Annotated in this window: 16 protein-coding genes; 8 read left to right on the forward strand and 8 right to left on the reverse strand. The window is 59.3% G+C overall.

Annotated elements, in window-relative coordinates:
* Nucleotides 1-163 precede the first annotated feature (163 nt).
* The 4 genes from ptsP (at nucleotide 164) to ACYZUM_RS00480 (ending at nucleotide 7,430) form a co-directional block, all read left to right on the forward strand.
* The gene (gene ptsP / locus ACYZUM_RS00465) at nucleotides 164-3,025 is read left to right on the forward strand and encodes a phosphoenolpyruvate--protein phosphotransferase (RefSeq protein WP_108181650.1); all 2,862 of its coding nucleotides are present in this window, start codon (nucleotides 164-166) and stop codon (nucleotides 3,023-3,025) included.
* On the forward strand, nucleotides 3,025-3,966 hold the full coding sequence (gene pfkB, locus ACYZUM_RS00470) for a 1-phosphofructokinase (RefSeq protein WP_108181651.1): 942 nt from the start codon (nucleotides 3,025-3,027) through the stop codon (nucleotides 3,964-3,966). The genes ptsP and pfkB overlap by 1 nt, the downstream gene beginning before the upstream one ends.
* A gap of 11 nt (nucleotides 3,967-3,977) precedes the next feature.
* The gene (locus ACYZUM_RS00475; RefSeq protein WP_096795323.1) at nucleotides 3,978-5,711 is read left to right on the forward strand and encodes a PTS fructose-like transporter subunit IIB; all 1,734 of its coding nucleotides are present in this window, start codon (nucleotides 3,978-3,980) and stop codon (nucleotides 5,709-5,711) included.
* A 177-nt stretch (nucleotides 5,712-5,888) separates the two neighbouring features.
* Nucleotides 5,889-7,430, forward strand: a complete 1,542-nt coding sequence (locus tag ACYZUM_RS00480; protein ID WP_108181652.1) for an alkaline phosphatase D family protein — start codon at nucleotides 5,889-5,891, stop codon at nucleotides 7,428-7,430.
* 27 nt (nucleotides 7,431-7,457) lie between these two features.
* Here the strand turns inward: ACYZUM_RS00480 and ACYZUM_RS00485 are convergent, their stop codons facing one another.
* The 3 genes from ACYZUM_RS00485 to ACYZUM_RS00495 form a co-directional block, all read right to left on the reverse strand.
* The gene (locus ACYZUM_RS00485; protein WP_108181694.1) at nucleotides 7,458-8,429 is read right to left on the reverse strand and encodes an IS110 family RNA-guided transposase; all 972 of its coding nucleotides are present in this window, start codon (nucleotides 8,427-8,429) and stop codon (nucleotides 7,458-7,460) included.
* A 326-nt stretch (nucleotides 8,430-8,755) separates the two neighbouring features.
* Nucleotides 8,756-11,284 carry a PepSY domain-containing protein gene (locus ACYZUM_RS00490; RefSeq protein WP_108181654.1) on the reverse strand — a complete coding sequence of 843 codons (2,529 nt, stop codon included), beginning with the start codon at nucleotides 11,282-11,284 and terminating at the stop codon, nucleotides 8,756-8,758.
* Between the two features lie 234 nt (nucleotides 11,285-11,518).
* Entirely contained in the window at nucleotides 11,519-13,840 is a 2,322-nt protein-coding gene (locus tag ACYZUM_RS00495; RefSeq protein ID WP_086793725.1) for a TonB-dependent receptor, read from the reverse strand.
* Between the two features lie 207 nt (nucleotides 13,841-14,047).
* Here ACYZUM_RS00495 and ACYZUM_RS00500 point away from each other — a divergent pair, with 207 nt between their 5' ends.
* Nucleotides 14,048-14,728 carry a Fe2+-dependent dioxygenase gene (locus ACYZUM_RS00500; protein WP_108181655.1) on the forward strand — a complete coding sequence of 227 codons (681 nt, stop codon included), beginning with the start codon at nucleotides 14,048-14,050 and terminating at the stop codon, nucleotides 14,726-14,728.
* Nucleotides 14,725-15,498, forward strand: coding sequence for a tetratricopeptide repeat protein (locus ACYZUM_RS00505; protein WP_108181656.1), 774 nt, complete (start codon nucleotides 14,725-14,727; stop codon nucleotides 15,496-15,498). Before ACYZUM_RS00500 ends, ACYZUM_RS00505 begins: the two co-directional genes overlap by 4 nt.
* Nucleotides 15,499-15,518: 20 nt before the next feature.
* On the opposite strand, the gene ACYZUM_RS00510 is transcribed toward ACYZUM_RS00505, so the two are convergent.
* On the reverse strand, nucleotides 15,519-16,520 hold the full coding sequence (locus ACYZUM_RS00510; protein ID WP_108181657.1) for an alpha-xenorhabdolysin family binary toxin subunit B: 1,002 nt from the start codon (nucleotides 16,518-16,520) through the stop codon (nucleotides 15,519-15,521).
* 30 nt (nucleotides 16,521-16,550) lie between these two features.
* Nucleotides 16,551-17,624, reverse strand: coding sequence for an alpha-xenorhabdolysin family binary toxin subunit A (locus tag ACYZUM_RS00515; protein WP_108181658.1), 1,074 nt, complete (start codon nucleotides 17,622-17,624; stop codon nucleotides 16,551-16,553).
* Between the two features lie 304 nt (nucleotides 17,625-17,928).
* Here ACYZUM_RS00515 and ACYZUM_RS00520 point away from each other — a divergent pair, with 304 nt between their 5' ends.
* Complete coding sequence (locus ACYZUM_RS00520; RefSeq protein ID WP_108181659.1) at nucleotides 17,929-20,142, forward strand: alpha-xenorhabdolysin family binary toxin subunit A; 2,214 nt, start codon at nucleotides 17,929-17,931, stop codon at nucleotides 20,140-20,142.
* Nucleotides 20,143-20,195: 53 nt separating this feature from the next.
* Nucleotides 20,196-21,068 (forward strand): hypothetical protein, encoded by an 873-nt coding sequence (locus ACYZUM_RS00525; protein WP_108181660.1) that lies wholly within the window; start codon nucleotides 20,196-20,198, stop codon nucleotides 21,066-21,068.
* 44 nt (nucleotides 21,069-21,112) lie between these two features.
* On the opposite strand, the gene ACYZUM_RS00530 is transcribed toward ACYZUM_RS00525, so the two are convergent.
* The 3 genes from ACYZUM_RS00530 to ACYZUM_RS00540 all read right to left on the reverse strand — a co-directional run bounded on the left by ACYZUM_RS00530 (nucleotide 21,113) and on the right by ACYZUM_RS00540 (nucleotide 24,719).
* A complete protein-coding gene (locus tag ACYZUM_RS00530; protein WP_047291221.1) occupies nucleotides 21,113-22,276 on the reverse strand; it encodes a type III PLP-dependent enzyme in 1,164 nt (387 codons plus the stop codon).
* Nucleotides 22,277-22,911: 635 nt separating this feature from the next.
* Nucleotides 22,912-24,069 carry an osmoprotectant ABC transporter ATP-binding protein OsmV gene (locus ACYZUM_RS00535; protein ID WP_108181661.1) on the reverse strand — a complete coding sequence of 386 codons (1,158 nt, stop codon included), beginning with the start codon at nucleotides 24,067-24,069 and terminating at the stop codon, nucleotides 22,912-22,914.
* A complete protein-coding gene (locus tag ACYZUM_RS00540) occupies nucleotides 24,066-24,719 on the reverse strand; it encodes an ABC transporter permease (RefSeq protein ID WP_041066877.1) in 654 nt (217 codons plus the stop codon). Before ACYZUM_RS00540 ends, ACYZUM_RS00535 begins: the two co-directional genes overlap by 4 nt.
* Between the last annotated feature and the right edge of the window lie 8 nt (nucleotides 24,720-24,727).

A 24,727-nucleotide genomic window follows, 5' to 3' on the forward strand; every position in this document is an offset into this window, starting at 1 on the left:
GATTAAACGTTTCAGCAAGCGTATTTTCTACGTTTTAGACGCCTTTGGCCGGTTCTGCCGTGAAACCGCCAAAACGGCCGCTGAAAAGCAGGCTGACCAGCGCCTAAGCTGTGACCATTCAAAACAATATCCTGGCGCATCCATGTGCCAAAAAGGAGATCGCATGCTCGAGCTCACTATAGAGCAGATATCCATGGGCCAATCGGCTGTGGATAAACCCGCCGCCCTGCAATTGCTCGCCAATCATCTGGTGGCCGATGGTCTGGTCGCCGACGGTTACCTCGCCGGCTTGCAGGCCCGGGAAGCCCAGGGCTCGACCTTTCTCGGCCAGGGTATTGCCATCCCCCACGGTACGCCCGAGACCCGCGATCAGGTGTTCGCCACCGGCGTGCGGCTGATGCAGTTTCCCGAGGGCGTGGACTGGGGCGACGGCCAGATCGTTTATCTGGCGATCGGCATCGCCGCCAAATCCGACGAACACCTGCGTCTGCTGCAACTGCTGACCCGCGCCCTCGGCGAGACCGATCTGGGTCAGGCCCTGCGTCGCGCCAGCTCGCCGGAAGCGCTGCTGAAACTGCTGCAAGGCGCGCCGCAGGAGTTGGCGCTGGATGCGCAGATGATCGGCCTCGGCGTTTCGGCTGACGATTTCGAAGAACTGGTCTGGCGTGGCGCGCGTCTGTTGCGTCAGGCCGATTGTGTGAGCAATGGTTTTGCCGGCGTGTTGCAGCAAGTCGAAGCGCTACCGCTGGGCGATGGCCTGTGGTGGCTGCACAGCGAGCAAACCGTGAAACGTCCGGGCCTGGCGTTCGTCACCCCGGACAAACCGATGCGTTACCTCGGGCAGCCGCTCAGCGGTCTGTTCTGTCTGGCCAGTCTGGGTGAGGCGCATCAGGCGCTGCTCGAACGTCTGTGTGCGCTGCTCATCGAAGGGCGCGGCCATGAACTGGGCCGCGCCACCAGCAGTCGCAAAGTCCTCGAAGTGCTCGGTGGCGAACTGCCCGCCGACTGGCCCAGCGCGCGTATTGCCCTGGCCAACGCCCACGGTCTGCACGCACGCCCGGCGAAGATTCTGGCGCAACTGGCGAAGAGTTTCGACGGCGAAATCCGCGTGCGCATCGTCGACAGCGCGGACAGCGCCGTGTCGGTAAAAAGCCTGAGTAAACTGCTGAGCCTCGGCGCCCGTCGTGGTCAGGTGCTGGAGTTGATCGCCGAACCGAGCATCGCCGCCGATGCCCTGCCGGCGCTGCTGGCCGCTATCGAAGAAGGCCTCGGCGAAGAAGTCGAACCGCTGCCGGCCGTGAGCCAGCAACGCGAAGCCATCGCCGATATCGCCGAAGTGCTGATCGCCCCGGCGTCCGGCGCGCAGTTGCAGGCGATCCCGGCGGCACCGGGCATCGCCATTGGGCCTGCGCACATTCAGGTGCAGCAGGCTATCGATTACCCGTTGCGCGGCGAGTCCGCCGCCATCGAGCGCGAGCGCCTCAAGCAAGCGCTGAGCGATGTGCGCCGTGACATTCAGGGTCTGATCGAACGCAGCAAGGCCAAGGCGATTCGCGAGATTTTTATCACCCACCAGGAAATGCTCGACGACCCGGAACTGACCGACGAAGTCGACACCCGTCTCAAGCAAGGCGAAAGCGCCGAAGCGGCGTGGATGGCGGTGATTGAAGCAGCGGCCAAACAACAGGAATCGCTGCAGGACGCGTTGCTCGCCGAGCGGGCGGCGGACCTGCGGGACATCGGGCGCCGGGTGCTGGCGCAACTTTGCGGTGTGCAGACGCCGAACGAGCCGGAGCAGCCATACATTCTGGTGATGGACGAAGTCGGCCCATCCGACGTGGCGCGGCTCGATCCGGCCCGAGTTGCAGGGATTCTCACCGCGCGCGGCGGCGCCACCGCGCACAGTGCAATCGTCGCCCGTGCTCTCGGGATTCCTGCGCTGGTCGGAGCTGGCGCTGCGGTGTTGCTGCTGGAACCGGGCACGCCGTTGCTGCTCGACGGCCAGCGCGGTCGCCTGCACGTCGACGCCGATGCCGCGACCCTGCAACGTGCCGCCGAAGAACGCGACACCCGCGAGCAGCGTCTCAAGGCTGCCGCCGAACAACGCCATCAACCGGCGCACACCACTGACGGTCACGCCGTGGAAGTGTTCGCCAACATCGGTGAAAGCGCCGGCGTTACCGCTGCGGTCGAGCAGGGCGCCGAAGGTATTGGCCTGCTGCGCACCGAACTGATTTTCATGGCCCACCCGCAGGCGCCGGACGAAGCCACTCAGGAAGCCGAATACCGGCGCGTCCTCGATGGCCTCGCCGGGCGGCCGCTGGTGGTGCGCACCCTTGATGTTGGCGGCGACAAGCCGCTGCCGTATTGGCCGATCGCCAAGGAAGAAAACCCGTTCCTCGGCGTGCGCGGCATTCGCCTGACCTTGCAGCGTCCACAGGTCATGGAAGCGCAATTGCGCGCCTTGCTGCGTTCGGCGGATAACCGGCCGCTGCGGATCATGTTCCCGATGGTCGGCAGCGTCGAAGAATGGCGTCAGGCCCGCGACATGACCGAGCGCTTGCGCCTGGAAATCCCGGTCGCTGATCTGCAACTGGGGATCATGATCGAAGTACCGTCAGCGGCCTTGCTGGCGCCGGTATTGGCCAAGGAAGTCGACTTCTTCAGCGTCGGTACCAACGACCTCACGCAATACACCCTGGCCATCGACCGTGGTCATCCGACCCTCTCGGCCCAGGCTGACGGCTTGCACCCGGCGGTGCTGCAACTGATCGACATCACCGTGCGCGCTGCGCATGCCCATGGCAAATGGGTCGGTGTCTGCGGCGAACTGGCGGCGGATCCGCTGGCGGTGCCGGTGCTGGTCGGCCTTGGCGTCGATGAGCTGAGCGTGTCCGGGCGCAGCATCGCCGAGGTCAAGGCGCGCATCCGCGAACTCAGCCTGACCCAGGCGCAAACCCTTGCTCAACAAGCCCTCACCGTGGGCAGCGCGAACGAAGTGCGTGCATTAGTGGAGGCCCTGTAATGGCCAAGATTCTCACCCTGACCCTCAACCCGGCGCTGGACCTCACGGTTGAGCTGCCACGCCTGGAGGCCGGTCAGGTCAACCGCAGCGACGAGATGCACACCCACGCCGCCGGCAAAGGCGTGAACGTCGCCCAGGTACTCGCAGACCTCGGGCATCAACTGACGGTCAGCGGCTTTCTCGGCGAAGACAATCTGCAAGCCTTCGAGACTTTGTTCGCCAAGCGCGGCTTTGTCGATGCGTTCATTCGCGTGCCGGGGGAGACGCGCAGCAACATCAAGGTCGCCGAGCACGACGGGCGCATCACCGACATCAACGGCCCGGGGCCGGTGGTCGACGCGACGGCGCAGCAGGCGTTGCTTGAGCGTCTGCTGCAGATCGCTCCGGGGCATGACGCGGTGGTGGTCGCCGGCAGTCTGCCGCGTGGCGTCAGCGCGCAGTGGTTGCGTGAGTTGATCGAACGCCTGAACGGCCTCGGCCTGAACGTCGCCCTCGACAGCAGCGGCGAAGCCTTGCGCGCGGCCATTGAAGCGCGCCCGTGGCTGATCAAACCGAACACCGAAGAACTCGCCGATGCGCTCGATTGCGATGTGGTCTCCCACGCCGCCGAAGCCCAGGCAGCGGCGTGCCTGCATGCCAAAGGCATCGAGCACGTGGTGATCTCCCACGGTGCCGACGGTGTGAACTGGTTCAGTGTCGGCTCGGCACTGCATGCCACGCCGCCGAAGGTTACGGTTGCCAGCACGGTAGGGGCCGGCGATTCGCTGCTGGCCGGCATGCTCCACGGTCTGCTCAGTGCCGACACGCCCGAGCAGACTCTGCGCACCGCCACGGCGATTGCCGCGATGGCGGTGACGCAGATCGGTTTCGGCATCAACGATGCGGCGCAACTGGCGCGGCTCGAACAGGGCGTGCGCGTGCGTCCCCTGACAGAACAATAAGAGGGTTTGTCATGAAATTAGCCATTGTCACGGCCTGCCCGAACGGCATGGTCACCAGTGTGCTGTGCGCCCGTCTGCTGGACGCGGCGGCCCAGCGTCAGGGCTGGAGCACCAGCGTTGAAGTGGTCGATGCGGCGCACCCGGAACGTGAATTGTCGGCCGCCACCATTGAGGCGGCGGAGTGGGTGTTGCTGGTCGCCACCGGTGATGTCGACATGCGCCGTTTCGTCGGCAAGCGCGTGTTCCGCATCGCCCCGGCGCAAGCGCTGCAGGATGTCGAAGCGGTGCTGCGCCGTGGTGCGCAAGAGGCCGAAGTTTACCTCGCCAGCGAAGCCGTCCCGGTTGCCGCTGCGCCACGTGCGCCGCGCATCGTCGCCATCACCGCCTGCCCGACGGGTGTTGCCCACACCTTCATGGCGGCCGAGGCGTTGCAGCAGACGGCCAAGCGTCTGGGCTATGAACTGCACGTCGAAACCCAAGGCTCGGTCGGCGCGAAAACCCCGCTCAGCGCAACGGCGATTGCCGAGGCTGACGTGGTGTTGCTGGCGGCCGACATCGAAGTCGCCACCGAGCGTTTCGCCGGCAAGAAAATCTACCGTTGCGGCACCGGCATTGCCCTCAAGCAATCCGAAGCGACGCTGAAAAAAGCCCTCGCCGAAGCTCAGGTGGAGAGCGCTGCGAGCGACGGCAAGGCGCCGGCCAAGCAAGAGAAAACCGGCGTTTACAAACACCTGCTGACCGGTGTTTCGTTCATGCTGCCGATGGTGGTGGCCGGTGGTCTGATGATCGCCTTGTCGTTCGTCTTCGGCATCACCGCGTTCAAGGAAGAGGGCACGCTGGCGGCGGCGCTGATGCAGATCGGCGGCGAGACCGCGTTCAAGCTGATGGTGCCGCTGCTCGCCGGGTACATCGCTTACTCGATCGCCGACCGTCCGGGCCTGGCGCCGGGGATGATTGGTGGTTTGCTTGCCAGCACATTGGGCGCCGGTTTCATCGGCGGGATCGTCGCCGGTTTCATCGCTGGTTATGCGGCCAAGGCCATCAGTCGTTATGTGGCGTTGCCGCAGAGTCTGGAAGCGCTGAAACCGATTCTGATCATCCCGTTGTTCGCCAGCCTGTTCACCGGTCTGGTGATGATCTACGTGGTCGGTAAACCGGTCGCCGGGATGCTCGCGGCGCTGACGCATTTCCTCGACAGCATGGGCACCACCAACGCGATCCTGCTCGGAGTGTTGCTCGGCGGCATGATGTGCGTCGACCTTGGTGGACCGATCAACAAAGCCGCGTATGCGTTCTCGGTGGGGCTGCTGGCATCGCAGAGTTATGCGCCGATGGCCGCGACCATGGCTGCCGGCATGGTGCCGCCCATCGGGCTGGGCATTGCCACCTTCATCGCCCGCCGCAAGTTCGCCCAGACCGAACGCGAGGCCGGTAAAGCGGCGCTGGTGCTGGGGCTGTGCTTTATTTCCGAAGGCGCAATTCCGTTTGCTGCCAAAGACCCGTTGCGGGTGATTCCGGCGAGCATCGCCGGCGGTGCTTTGACCGGCGCGCTGTCGATGTACTTCGGCTGCAAACTGATGGCGCCGCATGGTGGCTTGTTTGTGCTGGCGATTCCGAATGCGATCAATCATGCGCTGTTGTATCTGCTGGCGATTGTCGCGGGGAGTTTGTTGACGGCTGTTGTCTATGCGACGGTCAAGCGTCCGGAAGCCGTTGAGTTGGCGCTGGAACCCGCGAAGGCTTGACGGGCAACGCAAATTTCCCTGTGGGAGCGAGCCTGCTCGCGAATGCAATCTGCCAGCGACATGTATGTTGACTGGCACACCGCTTTCGCGAGCAGGCTCGCTCCCACAATGGTTAGTGGTGTCATGGCGAGTTCATATAGCCGTGCTTAAGTTTTCCTTTTTTCAGGGAGAACACGCATGAGCGATTTCAACATTGGTCGCCGACGGGTCATGCAGGTTGTCGGTGCCGGGCTGCTGATGCCGGGGCTGGCGCCGGCAGTGATCGCGTCGGTCAAGGATCGGCCGCAACTCACCGACGGCGTGCAGTCCGGCGACCTGCAAGGCGACCGCGCGATGATCTGGAGCCGCAGCGATCGCCCGGCACGGATGGTGGTCGAGTGGGACACCCGCAGCCAGTTTCGCCACCCGCGCCGTGTCGTCTCGACGCTGGCCGATGCGCGCACCGACTTTACTGCCCGTGTCGAACTGACCGGGCTGCCCGCCGATCAGGCGATTTTCTATCGGGTGTATTTCAAGGACGCGCAATCCGGCGTCGCCAGCGAGCCGTGGCTCGGCCATTTGCGCAGCGCACCGAAGGCGCGACGCAACATCCGTTTCGTCTGGAGCGGTGACACCGTCGGCCAGGGTTTTGGCATCAACCCGGACATCGGTGGCATGCGCATCTACGAATCCATGCGCCTGCGCCTGCCGGACTTCTTTATCCACAGCGGCGACACCATCTACGCCGACGGCCCGGTGCCGGCGCAAGTGACCACCGAAGGCGGGCGGATCTGGCGCAACCTCACTACCGAAGCCAAGAGCAAAGTGGCGCAGACCCTCGACGACTATCGCGGCAATTACCGCTACAACCTGATGGATGAAAACATCCGCCGCTTCAACGCCGAAGTACCGCAGATCTGGCAGTGGGACGACCACGAAGTGGTCAACAACTGGTCGCCGGGCAAGCAGCTCGACGAGCGTTATCAAGAGAAAGATATCCACACCCTGGTCGGCCGTGCGCGCAAGGCCTGGCTGGAATATTCGCCGATGCGTTTGCAGGCGGCCGATGGTGGCGGGCGGATTTATCGCAAGCTCAGTTACGGGCCGATGCTCGACGTGTTCGTGCTCGACATGCGCAGCTATCGCGGGGCCAACGACGACAACCTTGGCGCGGCCAAACCGTTCCTCGGGCGCGAACAACTGGACTGGCTCAAGCGTGGCTTGAAGCACTCCAAGGCGCAGTGGAAGGTGATCGCCGCCGACATGCCGATCGGCCTCGGCGTGCCCGACGGCGAGGTCAGCCCGGGCGTCGCACGCTGGGAAGCGGTGGCCAACGGTGATCCCGGCCCGGCGCAAGGGCGTGAACTGGAAGTCGCCGAACTGCTCGGTTTTCTGCGGGCGCAGCACGTGCGCAATTTCGTGTTTCTGACCGCGGACGTGCATTACTGCGCGGCGCATCATTACCACCCGGATCGCGCGGCGTTTCAGGATTTCGAACCGTTCTGGGAGTTTGTCGCCGGGCCGCTGAATGCCGGCAGTTTCGGGCCCAATCCGCTGGACAAGACCTTCGGCCCGGAGGTGGTGTTCCAGAAAGCACCACCGACGCAGAACGCTTCACCGTTTGCCGGGTTTCAGTTTTTTGGCGAGGTGAATATCGAAGGGCAGAGCGGGGAGATGAGTGTGGTGTTGCGGGATCTGAATGGGGTCGCGGTTTTCGAACAAAAACTGCAGCCGGTGTAATGGCTTCTGTAGATACCGTCTTGCCCCTCACCGGGCAAGTGCCAATTTCGGGTCAAATGGTTGGCCCGATTTGAGCACTCCGTAGACGAAGTGCAACAACTTGCGCATGGCTGCACAGATGATCTGTTTGGGGGCTTTGCCATTGGCCTTCAAGCGTTCCTTCATGGCGATGATCGCCTCGTTGTGCCTCAGCGCTACCAGGCCTGGCATGTACAGACCCGCCCGAACGCGAGCCGAGCCGACCCTCGAAATAATTGTTCTGCCTTTGAGTTTTCCTGACTCCTGCAGCTTAGGGTTCAACCCTGCAGCAGCGACCAGTTTGCGAGGGTCGTCGTATTTGCGCAGGTCGCCCAGCTCGGCCAGCAGCCGCTCAAGGGTTTTCTGCCCGATACCGTCGATGGTCACGATCAAGTCGCGCATCTGGCGCATGTCCGGATCATCATCGATGTGTTTCTTGATCGCTTTGTGCGTTTCAGCGATCTCTTTTTCGATGTGGCGCAGAACGGAGTTGATCGAGTCTTTGACCTTTTCGTCGGACACATCCAGACGATTGAGCTCCATCTGCTCCATTTCCTGAAGATCATCCAATCGACGCACCATCGCCTTCAGTTGGCGGTATTTCAGTGGCTCCGGAGCCCAAAGCTGAAGCTTTTCAGCCTTTTCCCGAGCAAAATCAGCGAGCAGTTTGGCGTCGCTTTTATCGGTTTTGATCCGGCGCAATTCGCTATCGGCGTAAGCATGGGTCGTGGCCGGATTGACGACACAGACCCGGTAACCCTTGTTGTAGACGAACTCGGCAAGTTCCAGGTGATAGACGCTGGTAGCTTCCATCACGATCAAGGCTGTGGGCTCGACCTGCTTGTTCAACCAAGCTTCAAACTCTTTGAAACCCTTCGCGTCATTAGGCAGCTTGGCCTTGGTTTTGTGCTTACCGTTTGGCAAGTGCGTGGCGATATCAAAGGTGTTTTTAGCGATATCGACACCGACGAAACTGGACATGAGTGTCTCTCCATTGATCTGTTTTCGATCATCACTGCACTCTGTCCAACCTTGCGAATGCGAGCTCTCGCCAGAGACGGGCCCAAGATACCGTTCGAACTATATGAGTGAGTGTGGAGGGCTGGAGCACGATCTACATCACAGGCAAAAAGCCTAAGGAGCTGCACGGCTTCCAAGTCCCTCCCTCGATGATCAGTCGAGAACTATCGCTCCTGACGGAGCGATAGTCGAGATACAAGGAGCTGCCGCAGGCTGCGATCTTTTGATCTTGCTCTTAAAAACAAAATCAAAAGATCGCAGCCTGCGGCAGCTCCTACAGGAGTCGGTCAGTACACGTCGCGGCGGTAGCGGCCCTGTTCGATAAGACGTTCGACTTCGACGCTGCCGAGGATGTCGTTGAGTGCCTGATCGACGCCAGCGGCCATGCCCTGAAGGCTGCCGCAGATATAGATCACCGCACCGTCGGCCAGCCACTTCTTCAGCTCATCAGCGGATTCGCGCAGGCGATCCTGGACGTAAATCTTCTGCGCCTGATCCCGTGAAAACGCCAGATCGAGTCGCGCCAGATCGCCATTGATCAACCACTCTTCCAGCTCCGCGCGGCAGAGGAAATCGTGCTCGCGATTGCGCTCGCCGAACAGCAGCCAGTGACGCTGCTGACCGTCGGCGATGCGTGCCTTGAGCAGGCTGCGCAGCCCGGCGAGGCCGGTGCCGTTGCCCAGCAGAATCATCGGCACCGGTTCGTTTGGCAGGTGGAAGCCACTGTTGCGACGTACACGCAGGCTGATGCTGCCGCCGACCGGGGCATGCTCGGTCAGCCAACCGGAACCGATGCCCAGGCTGCCATCGCTGTGTTGTTCCTGGCGCACGATCAACTCCAGCACACCGTCAGCGGCAATCGAGGCAATCGAGTACTCGCGCATCGCCAGCGGCACCATTGCGTCCACCAGCGCTTGCGCATGCAGGCCGACCAGATGCGCGCGATGCTCGGGCAGTTGGCGCGAGGCGAGGGCGACTTCCAGCGGCTCTTCCAGGCCGTTGATCGTCACGCGGGTTTCGCCGCGAATGCCGAGGCCGTCGAGGAAATGTTCGACCGCCCACGCGCAATTGCGTGGCAGCACCTCTACCAGATCCCCGGCCAGCCAGCTGCTGGTACTCGGCGCCTTCAGGCCCAACAGGTAAACCGGCGCGCCGCTGCTGTCGGGATTCATCAGTTCGCGGCTGACCAGCGTCCAGTTGTCGTAGCTCGGCGCTTGCCAGGTGTCGACCGGCGCTTGCCCGGTGATCAGGCCGAGCTGCGTCTGCCAGTGACGCAGGGCGTACGGGTCGCCGCTGTCGACTTCGACCGGAGCGAACAGGGTCTTGCCGCCGTGATCGCCGAGCCACTGATGCAGGCGTCGGGCGAAGCCGCAGAAGTGTGGGTACTGGCGATCGCCGAGGCCCAGCACCGCATAGTTCAAGCCGTCGAAGCTGGCAGCGGTGCGCAGCACTTTGCGTTCGAAACCGCGTGCGCTGTCCGGTGCTTCGCCGTCGCCGAACGTGCTGACCACGAACAACGCATTGCTCGATTCACGCAGATCCTCGGCGCTGACGTCCGCCAGCGGCTGCACCTTCACCGGCAACCCGGCGGCCTGTAATTGCCCGGCGGTCTGCCATGCCAGTTGTTCGGCAAAACCACTCTGAGTGGCGAAACCTACCAGCCATGCCGGTGCATCGCCGGCTGTTGCCTGAAGACCTTTGCGTGCGTCCTGAATCTGCTTTTTCTTGCGCCGGCGATCCAGATACAGCAGCCATCCGGTGATGAAAAACAGCGGCATGCACACGGCGGCGAGGGTGACGATGATCCGTCCGACCAGACCGAAATAGCTGCCGACGTGCAGCGCGTAAATGCTGGTCAACAGCTGCGCCTTGAAGCTCTTGTCGGCGTAGCGGTCGACACGTTTGACGATGCCGGTGGCCGGGTCGAGGGTGATCTGGTTCAGCGCGCGATCATGCGGCGAGCTGTCGAGCAGGTAGAACACGGTCGCCGGTTGCCCGGCCACTGGCGGCATGCGGATGTTGTAGGCCGACAGGCCCGGGCCGGCAGCGCTGTAGATGCTGCTCCACATCGCCGCGTAGTCGGCGGTGGGTGCCGGGCCTTCCGGCGTCGGGCCACGACCGCCGCGCATGCGCTCGTTTTGCGGCGCGTCGGAAAGCAGTCTGGTCAGGCCTTTGTTGTACCACTCGTACGACCAGGACAGCCCGGTCAACGCCAGCAGCAGATACACCAGCAGACACCAGGTGCCGGCCACCGAGTGCAGATCCCAGTTGAAGCTGCGGCCCTTTTTCTGCCAGTCGAGGGTCAGCCACACGCGCCAGCTGTTCCACTGGCGCGGCCAGCGCAGGTACAGCCCGGAGAGGCAGAAGAACAGCAGGATCAGGGTGCAGGCGCCGGTGATGTTGCGGCCGGTATCGCCCATGGCGAGGAAGCGGTGCAGTTGCAACATCAGACCGAAGAAGTCCTGACCCACCGCGTCGCCCATGAACTCGCCGGTGTACGGATCGAAGTAGCGCATCTCGCCGCGACGTTCGCCTTTGGGCGGGGTGAAGTAGACACGTGCGGCGTTGCCGCTGTCGGTTTCGACCCAGAGCATGCCGACTTTCTTGCCGGAGCTTGCTTCGATGTGTTCCACCAGCTCGACCGGGGGCAGGACGCCAGCGACCTGTTTTTCCACTTGCAACACCGACGGGTTCAGTGCCCGCAGGATTTCGTCCTGGAACGAGTAGGCGGCACCGGTAATGCCCATCAGGGCCAGCACCAGCCCGGCAGTGATGCCGAAAAACCAGTGCAACTGGAACAGGGTTTTCTTCAACACGTCGCTCGCCTTGTCCGTTCAAAATTGTCATCACGGCGCGCATTATGCCGTGGGTTATCGAGAGCTTCTTTGATTACGCACAAAGGCCCCGTTCAGTCGATGAACGGGGCCAAGCCTTGCGGAGCAGACCTTGTGGGAGCGAGCCTGCTCGCGAAGACGTCGTGTCAGTCAGCCTCTACTTGACTGACCCACCGCTTTCGCGAGCAGGCTCGCTCCCACAGGTTTCCACATCGGTCAGAAGTGGAAGTTGGTGCTCAACAGCGCCGTGCGGCCCGCCGCCTGATTGGCGAAGTGGGTCGAGAAGGCTTTGTCGTAGTAGACCTCGTTGGTCAGGTTCTGCACGTTGAGTTGCAGGTCGACGTTCTTGCTCAGCTTGTAGGCGGCCATCGCGTCGTAACGGACATAGGAATCGACCATCGTGGTGTTGGCCACGCTGCCGTAGACGTCGTCGACGTAGAACGCGCCGCCACCGAGGGTCAGCTTCGGCGTGACCTGATAAGTGGTCCACAGGCTGGCGCTGTTTTTCGGCGTGTTGGGCAACTCGTTACCGTTGTTGGCCTTGTTGGCCGGCAGGTCACCACCGTCCACCTGTTCGCTGTCCATGTAGGCGTAACCGGCGAACACTTGCCACTTGTCGGTGATCTTGCCGCTGGCCGACAGCTCGATACCTTGCACGCGGGTCTTGCCGGCGTTTTCGTACGAGGTGGTATCGACTTGTACACGAGCGTTTTCTTTCTCGGTGCGGAAGATGTCAGCGGTCAGCGACAGGCGATCATTCAGCAGATCCCACTTGGTACCGATTTCGTAGTTCTTGGTGGTTTCCGGCTCCATGTCGCTCTTGAGCAGGTTGCCATTGCGGTCCGGAGTGCCGCCCAGCGGGTTGCCTTCCTGGCCTTCGCCGAGGGTGTTGCCCGGTGGCGTCGCGGAGGTTGCGTAGGAGGCGTAGATGCTGCCGTTCGGTGCCGGTTTGTAGACCACGCCGAACTGACCAGTGACGAATTCGCTGGTGTCATCACCTTTGGCGGTGGTGGTGCCGGCGTTGTTGTAGGTCTTGTAGTCGGTGTCGAAGTGGTCATAACGCAGCCCCATGTTCACCAGCCACTGCTCGGACAGCTCCAGGGTGTCGAACGCATACAGCGCGTAAGTGTTGGCCTTGGTGTCGGTGCCAGCGTAGTTGCGTGAGATCGCGCCGTTCCACGGATCGTTCGGGTTCGGGTTCGACAGCGAGGTGCAGTTGTAGCCGCTCGATGCGCCAATCATCGACGGGGTGCAATTGGTGGTCGCGGCGCTGGTGCGCGGCGTGGTGTCAGTGTTGACGTTGTACGAGGACTTCTGGCCTTCCTCGCGGGTGTATTCGACACCGGTGGAGAAGCTGTTCTTGAAACCGGCGACGTAGAAATTGCCGAACAGATCAGTCTGGTTGGTGGTGGTCTCGGTGTTGCTGACCCGCGTGTTGGCACGGCGCCAGACGCTGCCATTGTTGACGTTGCCCTTGCTGTCGTCCGGCTGAGTCAGGATGTAATCCTGCATGCTGGTGCCGTGGCGCAGGGTGTTCTTGATGGTCAGCGAATCGCTCAGGTCATGCTCGATGGCGAAAGTCGCGGTGTCGGTGCGGCCCTTGCGGAAGTCGCGATCCAGACCGTAGAAGTTGCTGTGATCGCCACCGGCGTACGGCTTGTCCGGGTTGGACTTGGTACGTGCCGCCGAACCACCGGCCGGAATGGTGTAAGGAATGCCCGAGTCCGGGGTGTCGTTGCTTTCCAGATGGTAGTAGTCCAGGTTGACCCGGGTGTCGGTGCCCAGGCCAAACGCCAGGGACGGCGCGATGCCCCAACGGTCGTAGTCGACCTTGTCGCGACCGGCGACATTGCTCTCGTGGCTCATCAGGTTCAGGCGGCCGGCAGCGGTGTCACTGAACTGGTAGTTGCCATCCAGCGTGTAACGCTGGGTCTGGTCGGAACCCCAAGTGAAACCACCGTCGAACGAGTTGCCCAAGTGTGCTTTTTTGCTCACCAGGTTGATGCTGCCACCGGCCGCGCCGCGACCGCCGATGGCCGAATTCGGGCCTTTGCTGACTTCAATGTTTTCCACAGCGAAGATTTCGCGGCTCTGCGAACCGGTGTCGCGCACGCCGTCGAGGTAGGTGTCGCCTTGGGCGTCGAAACCACGAATGAACGGACGATCACCCTGCGGGTTGCCACCTTCACCGGCACCGAAGGTGATGCCCGGCACGGTGCGCAGCGCGTCCTGCATGTTCAGGGCGCCGGTGTCTTTGAGCACTTGTTGCGGGATGACGGTGACCGAACGCGGGGTATCGACCAGCGGCGCGGTGTACTTGGGCGAGGAGGCTTTTTCGACCTGGTAGGACGTCGAGTCCTGCGCTTCGCCGGTGATGGCGGTAGCGTCCAGGGCGATGGCATTGCCGGAGGCTTTGCTGTCGGTCTTTTCTGCGGCGAAGACCATGTGGCCAGCGGAACCGGCGGTGATGGCGACACCAATGGCCGAAGCGAGCAAACGTGGTGAACTGACCGGCAATTGTGCGTGTTGACGTGACATTTTTATTCCCCTCCCCAAGGATTTGAGGTCGCGGAATATAGGGTAAACGGGTATTCGTATCAATTGCGAAACATTGTTATTCGCGACGAATTTACATTCTTTACAATTTAACCCTACGGTTTTTGCCGATTCATCCGTCATGCGGGTTTTACACGGCCAATAAGAATCAATACCATTGGCACCCCTTTACCATCAGGTACGATCGCCATGCTGCTGCACATCCCCGGCCTGTTCGGCAAAGAAGAAGTGCAGCGCATTCGCGAGGCGCTGGAGCAGGCGGATTGGGCCGATGGCAAGATCACCGCCGGCTATCAGTCGGCCAAGGCCAAACACAATCTGCAACTGCCGGAAGGCCATCCGCTGGCCAAGGAAATCGGCACAGCGATGCTCGAGCGGCTGTGGAAAAATCCGCAGTTCATGTCCGCTGCGCTGCCGCACAAAGTATTCCCGCCGTTACTCAACTGCTACACGGCGGGCGGCAGTTTCGACTTTCACATCGACAACGCCGTGCGTCAGCCCAAAGGCAGCATCGAGCGGGTGCGCACCGATCTGTCGGCCACGCTGTTTTTCAGTGAACCCGAGGACTACGACGGCGGCGAACTGGAGATTCAGGACACCTTCGGCACGCAGCGGGTGAAACTGCCCGCCGGCGACATGGTGCTGTACCCCGGCATTAGCCTGCACAAGGTCAACGCCGTCACCCGTGGCGCGCGTTATGCGTCGTTCTTCTGGACGCAGAGTCTGGTGCGCGAAGACAGCCAGCGCGCCTTGCTGTTCGAGTTGGACGGGGCGATCCAGCAGCTCACTCAGGACATGCCTGATCACCCGTCGCTGATTCGCCTGACCGGCGCCTATCACAACCTGCTGCGGCGCTGGGTTGACGTATGAGTTTTCAACTGCGGCGGGAGGAAGTGCTCGACGTTGCGCAGCTCAGCGCGATGCTCGAAGAAAGTCCGGCGCGTGCGGCGCAGGCGATTCTGCTCGCCGCCGGCCAGGGCATTGTTGAAGCACAGGCGTTGCTCGGGCAGATCCTGCTCGATGGCCGTGGCATTGCTCAGGATCAAACGTTGGCACTGCGCTGGTTCGCCATCGCCGCCGGGCAAGGGCACTGGATGGCGCGCAACATGCTGGGCCGTTGTCATGAGCATGGCTGGGGATGCGTCGCGAATGCCGCGATTGCCGCGCAGCATTATCGAATCGCCGCTGACGCGGGGCTGGATTGGGCGATGTACAACCTCGCCAACCTGCTGGCGACCGGGCGCGGTGTCATGGTCGATCAGCGTCAGGCATTGGCGTTGTATCGGCGCGCCGCTGAAGCGGGCCATGCGAAGTCAATGAACCTGCTGGGACGGTATCTGGAGGAAGGGCGAGCAGGCCCGATGGATCGGCCAGCGGCGCACGACTGGTATCGACGCTCCGCGGAGGGTGGGGATTTTCGCGGGCAGTTCAGTCACGCCGCGATCCTGGCGCAAGCGGGGCGAATCGAAGAGGCACTGCAATGGCTGCGCAAGGCTTTGCTGCTCGGCAATGTGAAGTTCTTGCGCGTCAGCGGCGAATCGTTGCTGGCATCCGTGCATCCGCAGATACGCGCCATGGGCGCCGAGTACCGTCAGCGTCTGGCGGCCCTTGACGCCGAGACGCCTGCTCTCCATCAGTAATCGAGGGCAGGCGCCTTCGATCACCCGCGTAACCAGCGTCCCTGCAGCGGGATCAGGTAATTGCGCAGGGACTGGCTGTGTTCCAGCACTCGTTCGCCACGCCGCAGAACGTCTTCATTCGGCGCAGCGGTGACCGCACCGAGAAACGCGGACAACGCAGCCGTCAGTTTGCCGGTCTCACTGACATAGGTTTGCTGGTGTGGCACAACCTTCTGCGTATCTTTCAACTGGCGGGTCTTGTCGTCATTGTCGCGCAGTTGCCTGGCCAGCGACGCCACGCGCTCCTCGCGTTGTGCACGGCGACTCTGGATGATCTGGCGCGCCTTGATCAGATCCTTGTATTTGATCAGCTCGTTGGCTTCGTCGAGAAACTTGTTGGCGATAATCAGTCCGGCCTCCAGCGCCGCCGCTTCAGGGGTGGTCGGTTTGTTGCCGATGATCGCCTTCAGTTGTTCAAGCAATGGCTTGATTCGATCAATGAATGTCAGCTTTTCGAACTCGGCAATGGCCAGATTCAGAACGGTTTCATCGTCTTTCAATTCAGCCAGCGGGATTTGCTCGGCGTCGTACTCCCGGGTCAGATTGATTTTGCTCGCGGCCAGCTCTTCAAGTCTGAAACGGTTGTTGCTGATGCCGATGCTCTGCACCCCGAATGCACTGTTGTGCAGCGAAGTGTGGAGTCTGGTCATTTGTTCAGTGCACAGCTTGATCAGTTGGGTGACGATCTGCGAATACTGCTGGCGTGCTTTTTCAACCTGAGCACTCGGTTCACGGGCGTTGAGGCTGGCCAGTGCCTGCAGGTTTTCGTTCAGGTCGTCGGTCTCCAGCGCTGTCATTGCCGAAGTGAAGATATTCGCGGCCGTAAGATCAAGGTCGCTGACGGCGGCATTCAAAGCGATCAACTCATCGCTCAAGGCTTTGATGTACAGGTTGGCAGAGCCAACGATCGCTTGATAACGGATCGCCTCGCGGCTTTCTTGAATGCGGCCAAGGTCAGGCTGGGCATAACTGAGGTTTGTCATGATGAATATTTCCTGAATGATTGAGTGGCGTCAGTCGAATGCGTGGATAAGTTGATTCGCGTTGGCTTGAACGGTTTTCCAGTTTTTAATGACAATCTTGAAACTGGAGACAAAGCTTCTGAGGGTCAGAAACTCGTGCATACCCATGACTTTATTTTGCGAGGCGTTGATGTAGTCGGTAACGGAGATCCATAGCGTCTCCAGTTGCGAGGTACTCTGTATCGCGCCTTCGACGTACAGCGACATGCTGTCCAGACCCGACTGAAACTCCATGAGCGTGCCGGCCAGAATATTGGTTTGTTTGATCTGCTCCGCGAGTTGATCTCGCTGGGCAATCAATGGGCGTAAATGGGTATTTTGCTGAAGTTCGAGCGTTTTGTAATAAACGCTCGAGCTGAGAGGGCCGCCCTTGTAAGCGGCGACAAAACCAAGAATGTGATCAAAAAAATCCGGCGCCGTCTCGCGGGTTTTTTCCTCTATGAGTTTATTCGCTCGATCAATCGCAACATTCAGTTCAGTCAGCTGTCGGTTGAGTTGCGCATCGCCGGCCAGGCGTAGTTTTTCACCAATATTGACGGCAACCTTGTCGTTAAGATCGATCTTGAAGTACTTCAATCGCTCGCTGACATCCACACTGCTGAGCTTCTTCTCGCCGATCGATCTTTCGATGAACGCGAGAGACTCCTGAATGGAGCCGAAACGGTTCTTTTCTGCCGTGCCGATCTCCAGTGGCGGAAGCCTGGTTATTTGTTCTTCGCTCAGCGAGTCGATAGTACCCAGGTAGTTTATGTAACCCGGCATCGTCACGATGGCGTCGATAATTTCCTGACCAAAATTTTCCAGGTCCTCCGAAAAGGTCGAAAGACTTCCGGCCACACGCTTCATCGAGTACTCGATGTCGCTCCACGAATTGGCATTGTTGATGATCATATGATTGAGCTGAACAATATCGATCGGTTCCAGACCGATGATGCCGGTGTGTCTGGTTTTCAATTGGCGTTCTACATCTTCGATATTGCGCGGCAATGCTTTGGCGGCAGAGATGTAGTTTTTTATTTTTCGAATGTCGTCTTTGGTGACGAGCGGGTTTGAGCTGGGCTGCACTTTTAATTCCTTGAGTGGTTGTCTGAGCCTCAAGGTTAATATTGCTTTTGCTCGTGGGTATATGCATTGAGTGTGACTTCTTGTTGGTTATGATTTGTCGTTTTTTGAAATCTCTTGCATAAGTGGTGGGCGGGTTTGGGTTGTTCGGGATCTGTGTATTTTCTTCTAATATTTAATGGCTTGTGGGTATTTGTTTTCGTGCACTAAGTTAAATTGCAGCGCTGATGATATGCGTTCTGGATGGTTGGTTCAGCGTTGTAAATGAATAGTCAATATACAATCCGAAGAAGACAAGGAGTCTCTGATGGAACCGAAGTTAAGTGACAAGTTGGTTGAGGCCGCCGCAAAGGCGCCGCTGTTATTCGTGAGTGCATCGTTGGGGGAGGGCGGTGAATACAATCGAGATCCAGGGTTTCAGCTAACCAAGGAAGATATCGTCAACTTGCGCAAGTATGAGGTGTTAGGCCTGTCGCTTCCTGTGACTCTAGAAGATGTGATGGTCTATCTGGACTACGGTCAAGGCGAAACAGGTGGGCCGGGGCTGACGGCTCGTGATTTCCAGGCTACGTTCAAAAAAACCTATGATCACGCCAGGCGCTGGTCGCCGCTGCGTGAAAAAATAATGCTGACGGGCACCGATTTAAAGATCTTTGCCGGGAGTATTCTTCTGGCGGGCAGTGGAATCAGAGAGATATATGACGATCTGAAAGCCTCGAAATACCTTGAAGAGCACGACATCAAGACACCAGAGCAATATCTGGAACTGAAGCGGCGGATTCCAGGGCTTCCCGAACTGGACTTGCCGGCGGGTGACGTACCTGAACTGAAACTGTATCTGGATGACATTCTTGCCAAAGTTCGGAATGCTCATGCCAGAGCCGCATCTGTCAGGGATCAACTGGATAGCTTTGGCACAGACCTGCGCGAAGATGTGCTTCCGCAAGTCCAGTTACGCTTGAGGGCCGTTTCGAATAATACCTATCAGCAGGATATCAAAGAGCTGCAAAACAAGATGGATGAGCGCTCGAAAGAGATTGATGTGCTCACCAAACAATATGACCAGATGGTTCAGGAGGCAATCAAGTCGGCGGCAGGTCTCAATATTGGAGGGTTGATTCTGGCTATTTACACAGGCGTCCAGGCTGAAGCCATCCGCAAGAAGCGTAATGCCCTTAATGAAGAACAGCGCAACGATAATCTGCGAATGGCCAGTAAAAACAAGACGCTGGGGTCATTGAACAGAGTGCGCGCTGATTTGCAGGAGTTGAACAACGTTACCGTTGAGGCAGATGTGGCTACCCGCAATCTGATGTTGGTCTGGAATTCGTTGGCTGAATATATTACAGCCTCGAAAGAGGAGGCCGACTCGCTGACCATTGCCACAGAACTTAGGCGTTTCATGAACCATCTGGCAAAAATCGTCCTGCCATGGGAGCAAATCAAGGTCGATTCTGATCAATTACTTCGCGTGTTCGCTGAAGCAGATAAGGAGTACGAGGCGGGTAAAATAAAATTCACCGGAAGGATGGGGGCTTTTATGTTGAATCAAAAGGTTTCGCAAGAATTCAATATCGTCAGGCTGCGCGATTTTAATGCTGAGATGCAAGATATCAATGTCACCGCGCAAATGCTTTTCGAGCGGTATGTCTATGCGTCAGGCCCCGTGCAAACAGCTAATGGGCTGGCGCTTTCCGCCAGCCGGGCAACGGCTGATCTGCGTATTAAAGGTCAGACGCTTATTATCAATATGGAACGCTCACAGAGAAATTTGCGATTGCTAAAGGAGGAGGTTAACGACCCTGCAGATGCTGACGACGTTCGTGAAGACATGGAGGCTGAATTGTCGGCTATTGCCAAAAAGATCCAGGCGCAGTCTGAGGATCTGAAAGGCATTAATAAAAATCTGATGGCCGCTTACAGTCGCAGTGATTCGGCAAGATCGATTGCCGGTCTTCAGGATGAGCGCGCTTACGCGCAAGAGCGCAAGGATAAGCTTGAGGAGCAACTGGTCGAGCTGGACGCAGAAATAAAGTCAGTGGCTGAGGCCATTGACTTGATTGCCAAGGCCGGAATCGAAAAAATCGGCGAAGGCGTCGCACTGTCGCTCAGTAGCTTGAAGGAGTTGGGACTAGCGCCACCGCAGGTTCAAGTTGCCATGTTGGCTATCGATACGCTTAAAAAGCTGATCTCGGGGATCGGCGAGGCCGTGTCCTTCCTCAACATGGTGGCGGCTCACAACAAGCTCAGGGAAAAAGCCTTGGCGCTGAAAGACCAGGTGAAAAAGTACGCGAAAGATATCGTGGAAGCGGACGGGAAAATCGAACTGCTGGAAACGCTGGATAAGGTCGACGATGCGCGCTGGAAGTACGTCGGTGAATTTGCCGGACTGCTGGCCTATTTCGAAGAGCTGTCCAGCTCGTTTACTCAGGACACGTCCGTGCCAGTTGAGGAGCGAGTCGATCTGGCGATTGCCGGTGTTACACAAGCGATCCGGTATTTGAAGCCACTGACCTTGTAATACGTCGGTGGGGAGGGTGGGAGTCAGCCACCCTCCTTCATAAGGATATGAGCATGGCCGGATATGAATTTACCCGTGAGCAGCGCCGCACACTGGAGCGCTATATCGTTTTTCTGTCGACGGTTGTCGCAACGCATGACAACGCCAACCTTGTTTTTGCGCGACGCGCCCAGAGTGGCCATCAACGTACGTATTTACCATACGACTCGCGTCTGAATAATGCATTTTGGGATGAGCGAACACTGCTGGGGTTACACAAGCGCGTCGAAGAGCTGAAAAGCCAGGCCAGTCAATACATAGAGGCACTGCTTACTTTCAGAAAAGAGGTACTGGAATATACCGCCAGAACCTCCAGATCCGAGCCGGTCGATCAGGTGGATATCAGCTCTTTCACTATCGTGCAGTCGCCCATCTGGGGCTCGTTTCGACCCCGTACCATCAAGGATCTGGTTTACGGCCTGGGTAATCTGTTCTTCGCCGGAAAGGGCGACATGATTGTTATCGAGAAGATCGTCCAGGATGTGCATGAGCATTCATTCGGGCTCAAAGCGATATTCACCAGAGCCATGGGGTATCGCACGTGTGAATGTCATTCGCAGCCGATGGTTGCTCCCGAGTTGTTCAGGGCTCATGACACGACTCCTCAATGGAGTATTGAATATTCCTCGTCGGATCCCCTGATCAGGTCGAGAGAGTATGAGGCGGACGTAAAGCGGCTCTTTGATCAACAGGCGTATTTGCTCATGCAGATCGGCGCTTTTTTCGAGGAAGTTACTCAGCGCTTCGACAGTGCAAGAGTTGAACTTACCAAAGCCGATGACCTGACGACCCTGGGAAGGCTGAATGTGAAGCTGGCCACTGGCGAGGAGAATGCTGTGGAGCTATTGCAGAGGTTGACCCATATCGAGTCATGGTTGCGCAAATAAACAAAGGCCCATGAAAACATGGGCCTTTTGCCAATCGACGTGGTTTACACGTAGAACGATTTCAGCGGGGGGAAGCCATTGAATTCGACGGCGCTGTAACTGGTGGTGTAGGCACCGGTCGACAGCCAGTACAGACGATCACCGATCGCCAGGTTCAGTGGCAGGCCGTACTTGTAGTTCTCGTACATGATGTCGGCGCTGTCGCACGTTGGACCGGCGATCACCACTTCTTCCATCTCGCCTTTCTTCTCGGTCCAGATCGGGAACTTGATCGCTTCGTCCATGGTTTCGATCAGGCCGGAGAACTTGCCCACATCGGTGTAGACCCAACGCTCGACGGCGGTGCGCGATTTGCGTGCGACCAGTACCACTTCGCTGACCAGAATGCCGGCGTTGGCGATCAGCGAACGGCCCGGTTCGAGAATGATTTCCGGCAGGTCATCACCGAAGTCTTCTTTCAGGAAACGGATGATTTCTTCGGCGTAGGTTTCCAGGCTGTTGGTACGGGTGATGTAGTTGGCCGGGAAGCCACCACCCATGTTGATCAGCTTCAGGTGGATACCGTCTTCTTCCTTCAGGCGCTCGAAGATCACTTTGACCTTGGCGATCGCCGCGTCCCAGACGCTGATGTCGCGCTGCTGCGAACCGACGTGGAACGAGATGCCGTAAGGCACCAGACCGAGGTCGCGGGCCAGGATCAGCAGGTCCATGGCCATGTCGGTCTGGCAGCCGAATTTGCGCGACAGCGGCCAGTCAGCGGTGGTCGAGCCTTCGGTGAGGATGCGCACATAGACTTTCGAACCCGGCGCGGCTTTGGCGATGTTGCGCAGGTCGGCTTCGGAGTCGGTGGCGTACAGACGCACGCCCTTCTCGAAGAAGTAGCGGATGTCCTTGGACTTCTTGATGGTGTTGCCGTAGCTGATCTGATCCGGGCTGACGCCACGGCTCAGGACTTTGTCCAGCTCATAGATGGAGGCGATATCAAAGCTCGAGCCTTTCTCTTTGAGCAGGTCGATGATCTCGACAGCCGGGTTGGCCTTGACCGCGTAGTAGACCTTGGCGAATTCGAAACCGGCGCGCAGGTCATCGTAGGCCTGGGCGATCATCGCGGTGTCGATCACCACGAACGGGGTTTCCTGTTTGTCGGCGAACGCCTTCATTTTCTGAAAGGTTTCGCGCGCGAAATAGTCTTCGACCTGGATCGACATGCTGGAGTGCTCCTATGGGCAAACGGGTAAAAACATGGGTGTAAATGAACGTCCTCCGTATCCCCACTTTGGTTCGCCTACTTCCCAAGGCATGTCGCCGAAAGCAAAAAGGCCACGGGCGTAACTGCCCTTGGCCTTGCTGTCTCGTCGTCAGTACTTGAGCCGGATGGATCGTTTCCAGCATGGACGTTCGGCGCGAACTTTAGGGCGTGAGGGGCCTGAGATCAACTAAAAATGTCGCGTTTTTGCACGCTTCTGACGTACGTCGCGGATATCACTCTTTGTAGCCGACCGAGATGACGGACAGATGTTCCCCAAGAATTTTCATGTGTTAAAAATACCTGCACGTTCGCCGCTTTTGTCGGCGAAGTCGAGGGTAAGTACGTTAGGCGCAACATCGGCGACGTTGGCGGCGAGAGGTGGGTGTGAGGGGGATTTTGCTTGTTTGAACAGGTGTCTTTGCCCAGGTCCAACGAACATTGCTGTTGAGATTCTTTTCCGCCCTGTAAATGCCCCGAGGATTGCGCGAATCCTGTGGGAGCGAGCCTGCTCGCGAAAACATTTTCACAGCCAACATCATTGTTGACTGTTATTGCGCATTCGCGAGCAGGCTCGCTCCCACAGATTTGGAGTTTTTACGCGATTACAGCCTCAGCCGGCGAAACGATATTGGTCTTCATGCCCCGCGAACGTCCCGAGCTCAGGTAAGCCGCAATCGACTCCTGCGTCACCTCGCCGAGGAACACCCGCTCGGCATCCATCACCGGCAGCCACGAGCGATTGAACTCGTACATGCGCGACAGCAGGATGCGCAGGTGCTCGTCGTACGCTGCAGTGACGTTGAACTCGCGCAGATACTGCGCGCAGGTGCCGGTCTGGCGATGCAGGTCGCGGCGTCGCACATAACCCAGCGCCTTGTTCTCGGCACAGGTGACCACCACGTAGCGGCGGTCATGCTCGTCCATCAGCTCCAGCGCATCGGCCACCGGGGTTTCCGGGCTGACTGACGGGGCGTTGTCCGCCGCGTCTTCCGCCTTCACCAGCAGCAGACGCTTGAGGGTGCTGTCCTGGCCGACGAAGTTGCTGACAAAGTCGTCCGCGGGGTGCGCGAGCAGGGTGTCCGGGTGATCGATCTGCAGCAGTTTGCCGGCGCGGAAGATCGCGATCTTGTCGCCGAGCTTGATCGCTTCGTCGATGTCGTGGCTGACCATGATCACGGTCTTGTTCAGCGCGCGTTGCATCTCGAAAAACTCGTTCTGGATCATCTCACGGTTGATCGGGTCGACTGCGCCGAACGGCTCGTCCATCAGCAACAACGGCGCATCCGCCGCCAGTGCGCGGATCACACCGATGCGCTGTTGCTGGCCGCCGGACAGTTCACGCGGGTAACGATGCAGATACTGCTTGGGTTCCAGCTTGATCATGCTCATCAGTTCGCGGGCGCGGTCGTGGCATTTCTGTTTGTCCCAGCCGAGCAGTTTCGGCACCACGACGATGTTCTCTTCGATGGTCATGTTGGGGAACAGACCGATCTGCTGGATCACGTAGCCGATGTTGCGGCGCAGGGTGACTTCGTCGAGGTCGGTGGTGTCTTCGCCGTTGATCAGGATCTTGCCCGAGGTCGGCTTGATCAGGCGGTTGATCATTTTCAGCGTGGTGCTTTTGCCGCAACCCGATGGCCCGAGGAACACACAGATTTCGCCTTCATTGACGGTCAGGCTTACCGAGTCCACGGCTTTGACATCTTTGCCGTTGCTCTGGAAGGTCTTGCTGAGGTTTTGAAGTTCGATCATTTGAGGAGTCCTTTTGGAGTCAGCGTACGTTGCAGCCACTGCAGGAGAAGGTCGGCGAAGATCGCCAGAAGACTGACCAGCAGCGCGCCGACGATCAGCATCGACATGTCGCTGCGGCTGATGGAGGCGAGGATCAGCACACCGAGGCCTCCGGCGCCGATGGTCGCGGCGATGGTCATCACGCCGATGTTCATCACCACCGCAGTGCGCACGCCGGCGAGAATCACCGGCACCGCAATCGGCAGCTCGACCATGCGCAGGCGCTGGCCGAAGGTCATGCCGATGCCGCGCGCGGCTTCACGAATGCCCGGTTCGACGCCGGTCAGGGCGAGGTATGTGTTGCGCATGATCGGCAGCAGCGAATAGAGGAACACCGCAGTGATCGCCGGCATCGGCCCCAGGCCCTGGCCGAATTTGGAATAGAACGGCAGCAGCAGGCCGAACAGCGCAATCGACGGCACGGTCAGCAACACTGTGGCGCTGGCTTGCAAGGGACCTGCGAGTGTCGGGAAGCGCGTCATCAGAATGCCCAGCGGCACGCCGATGAGAATCGCCAATGTCACCGCGATGCCGACCAGGGTGATGTGCTGCCAGGTCAGGTGCATCACCTGCTGCCAGTCGAGGTGGGAAAAGGCGTTCAGAAATTCCATGACTTTTC

The sequence above is a fragment of the Pseudomonas sp. m6p genome (assembly GCF_055760375.1).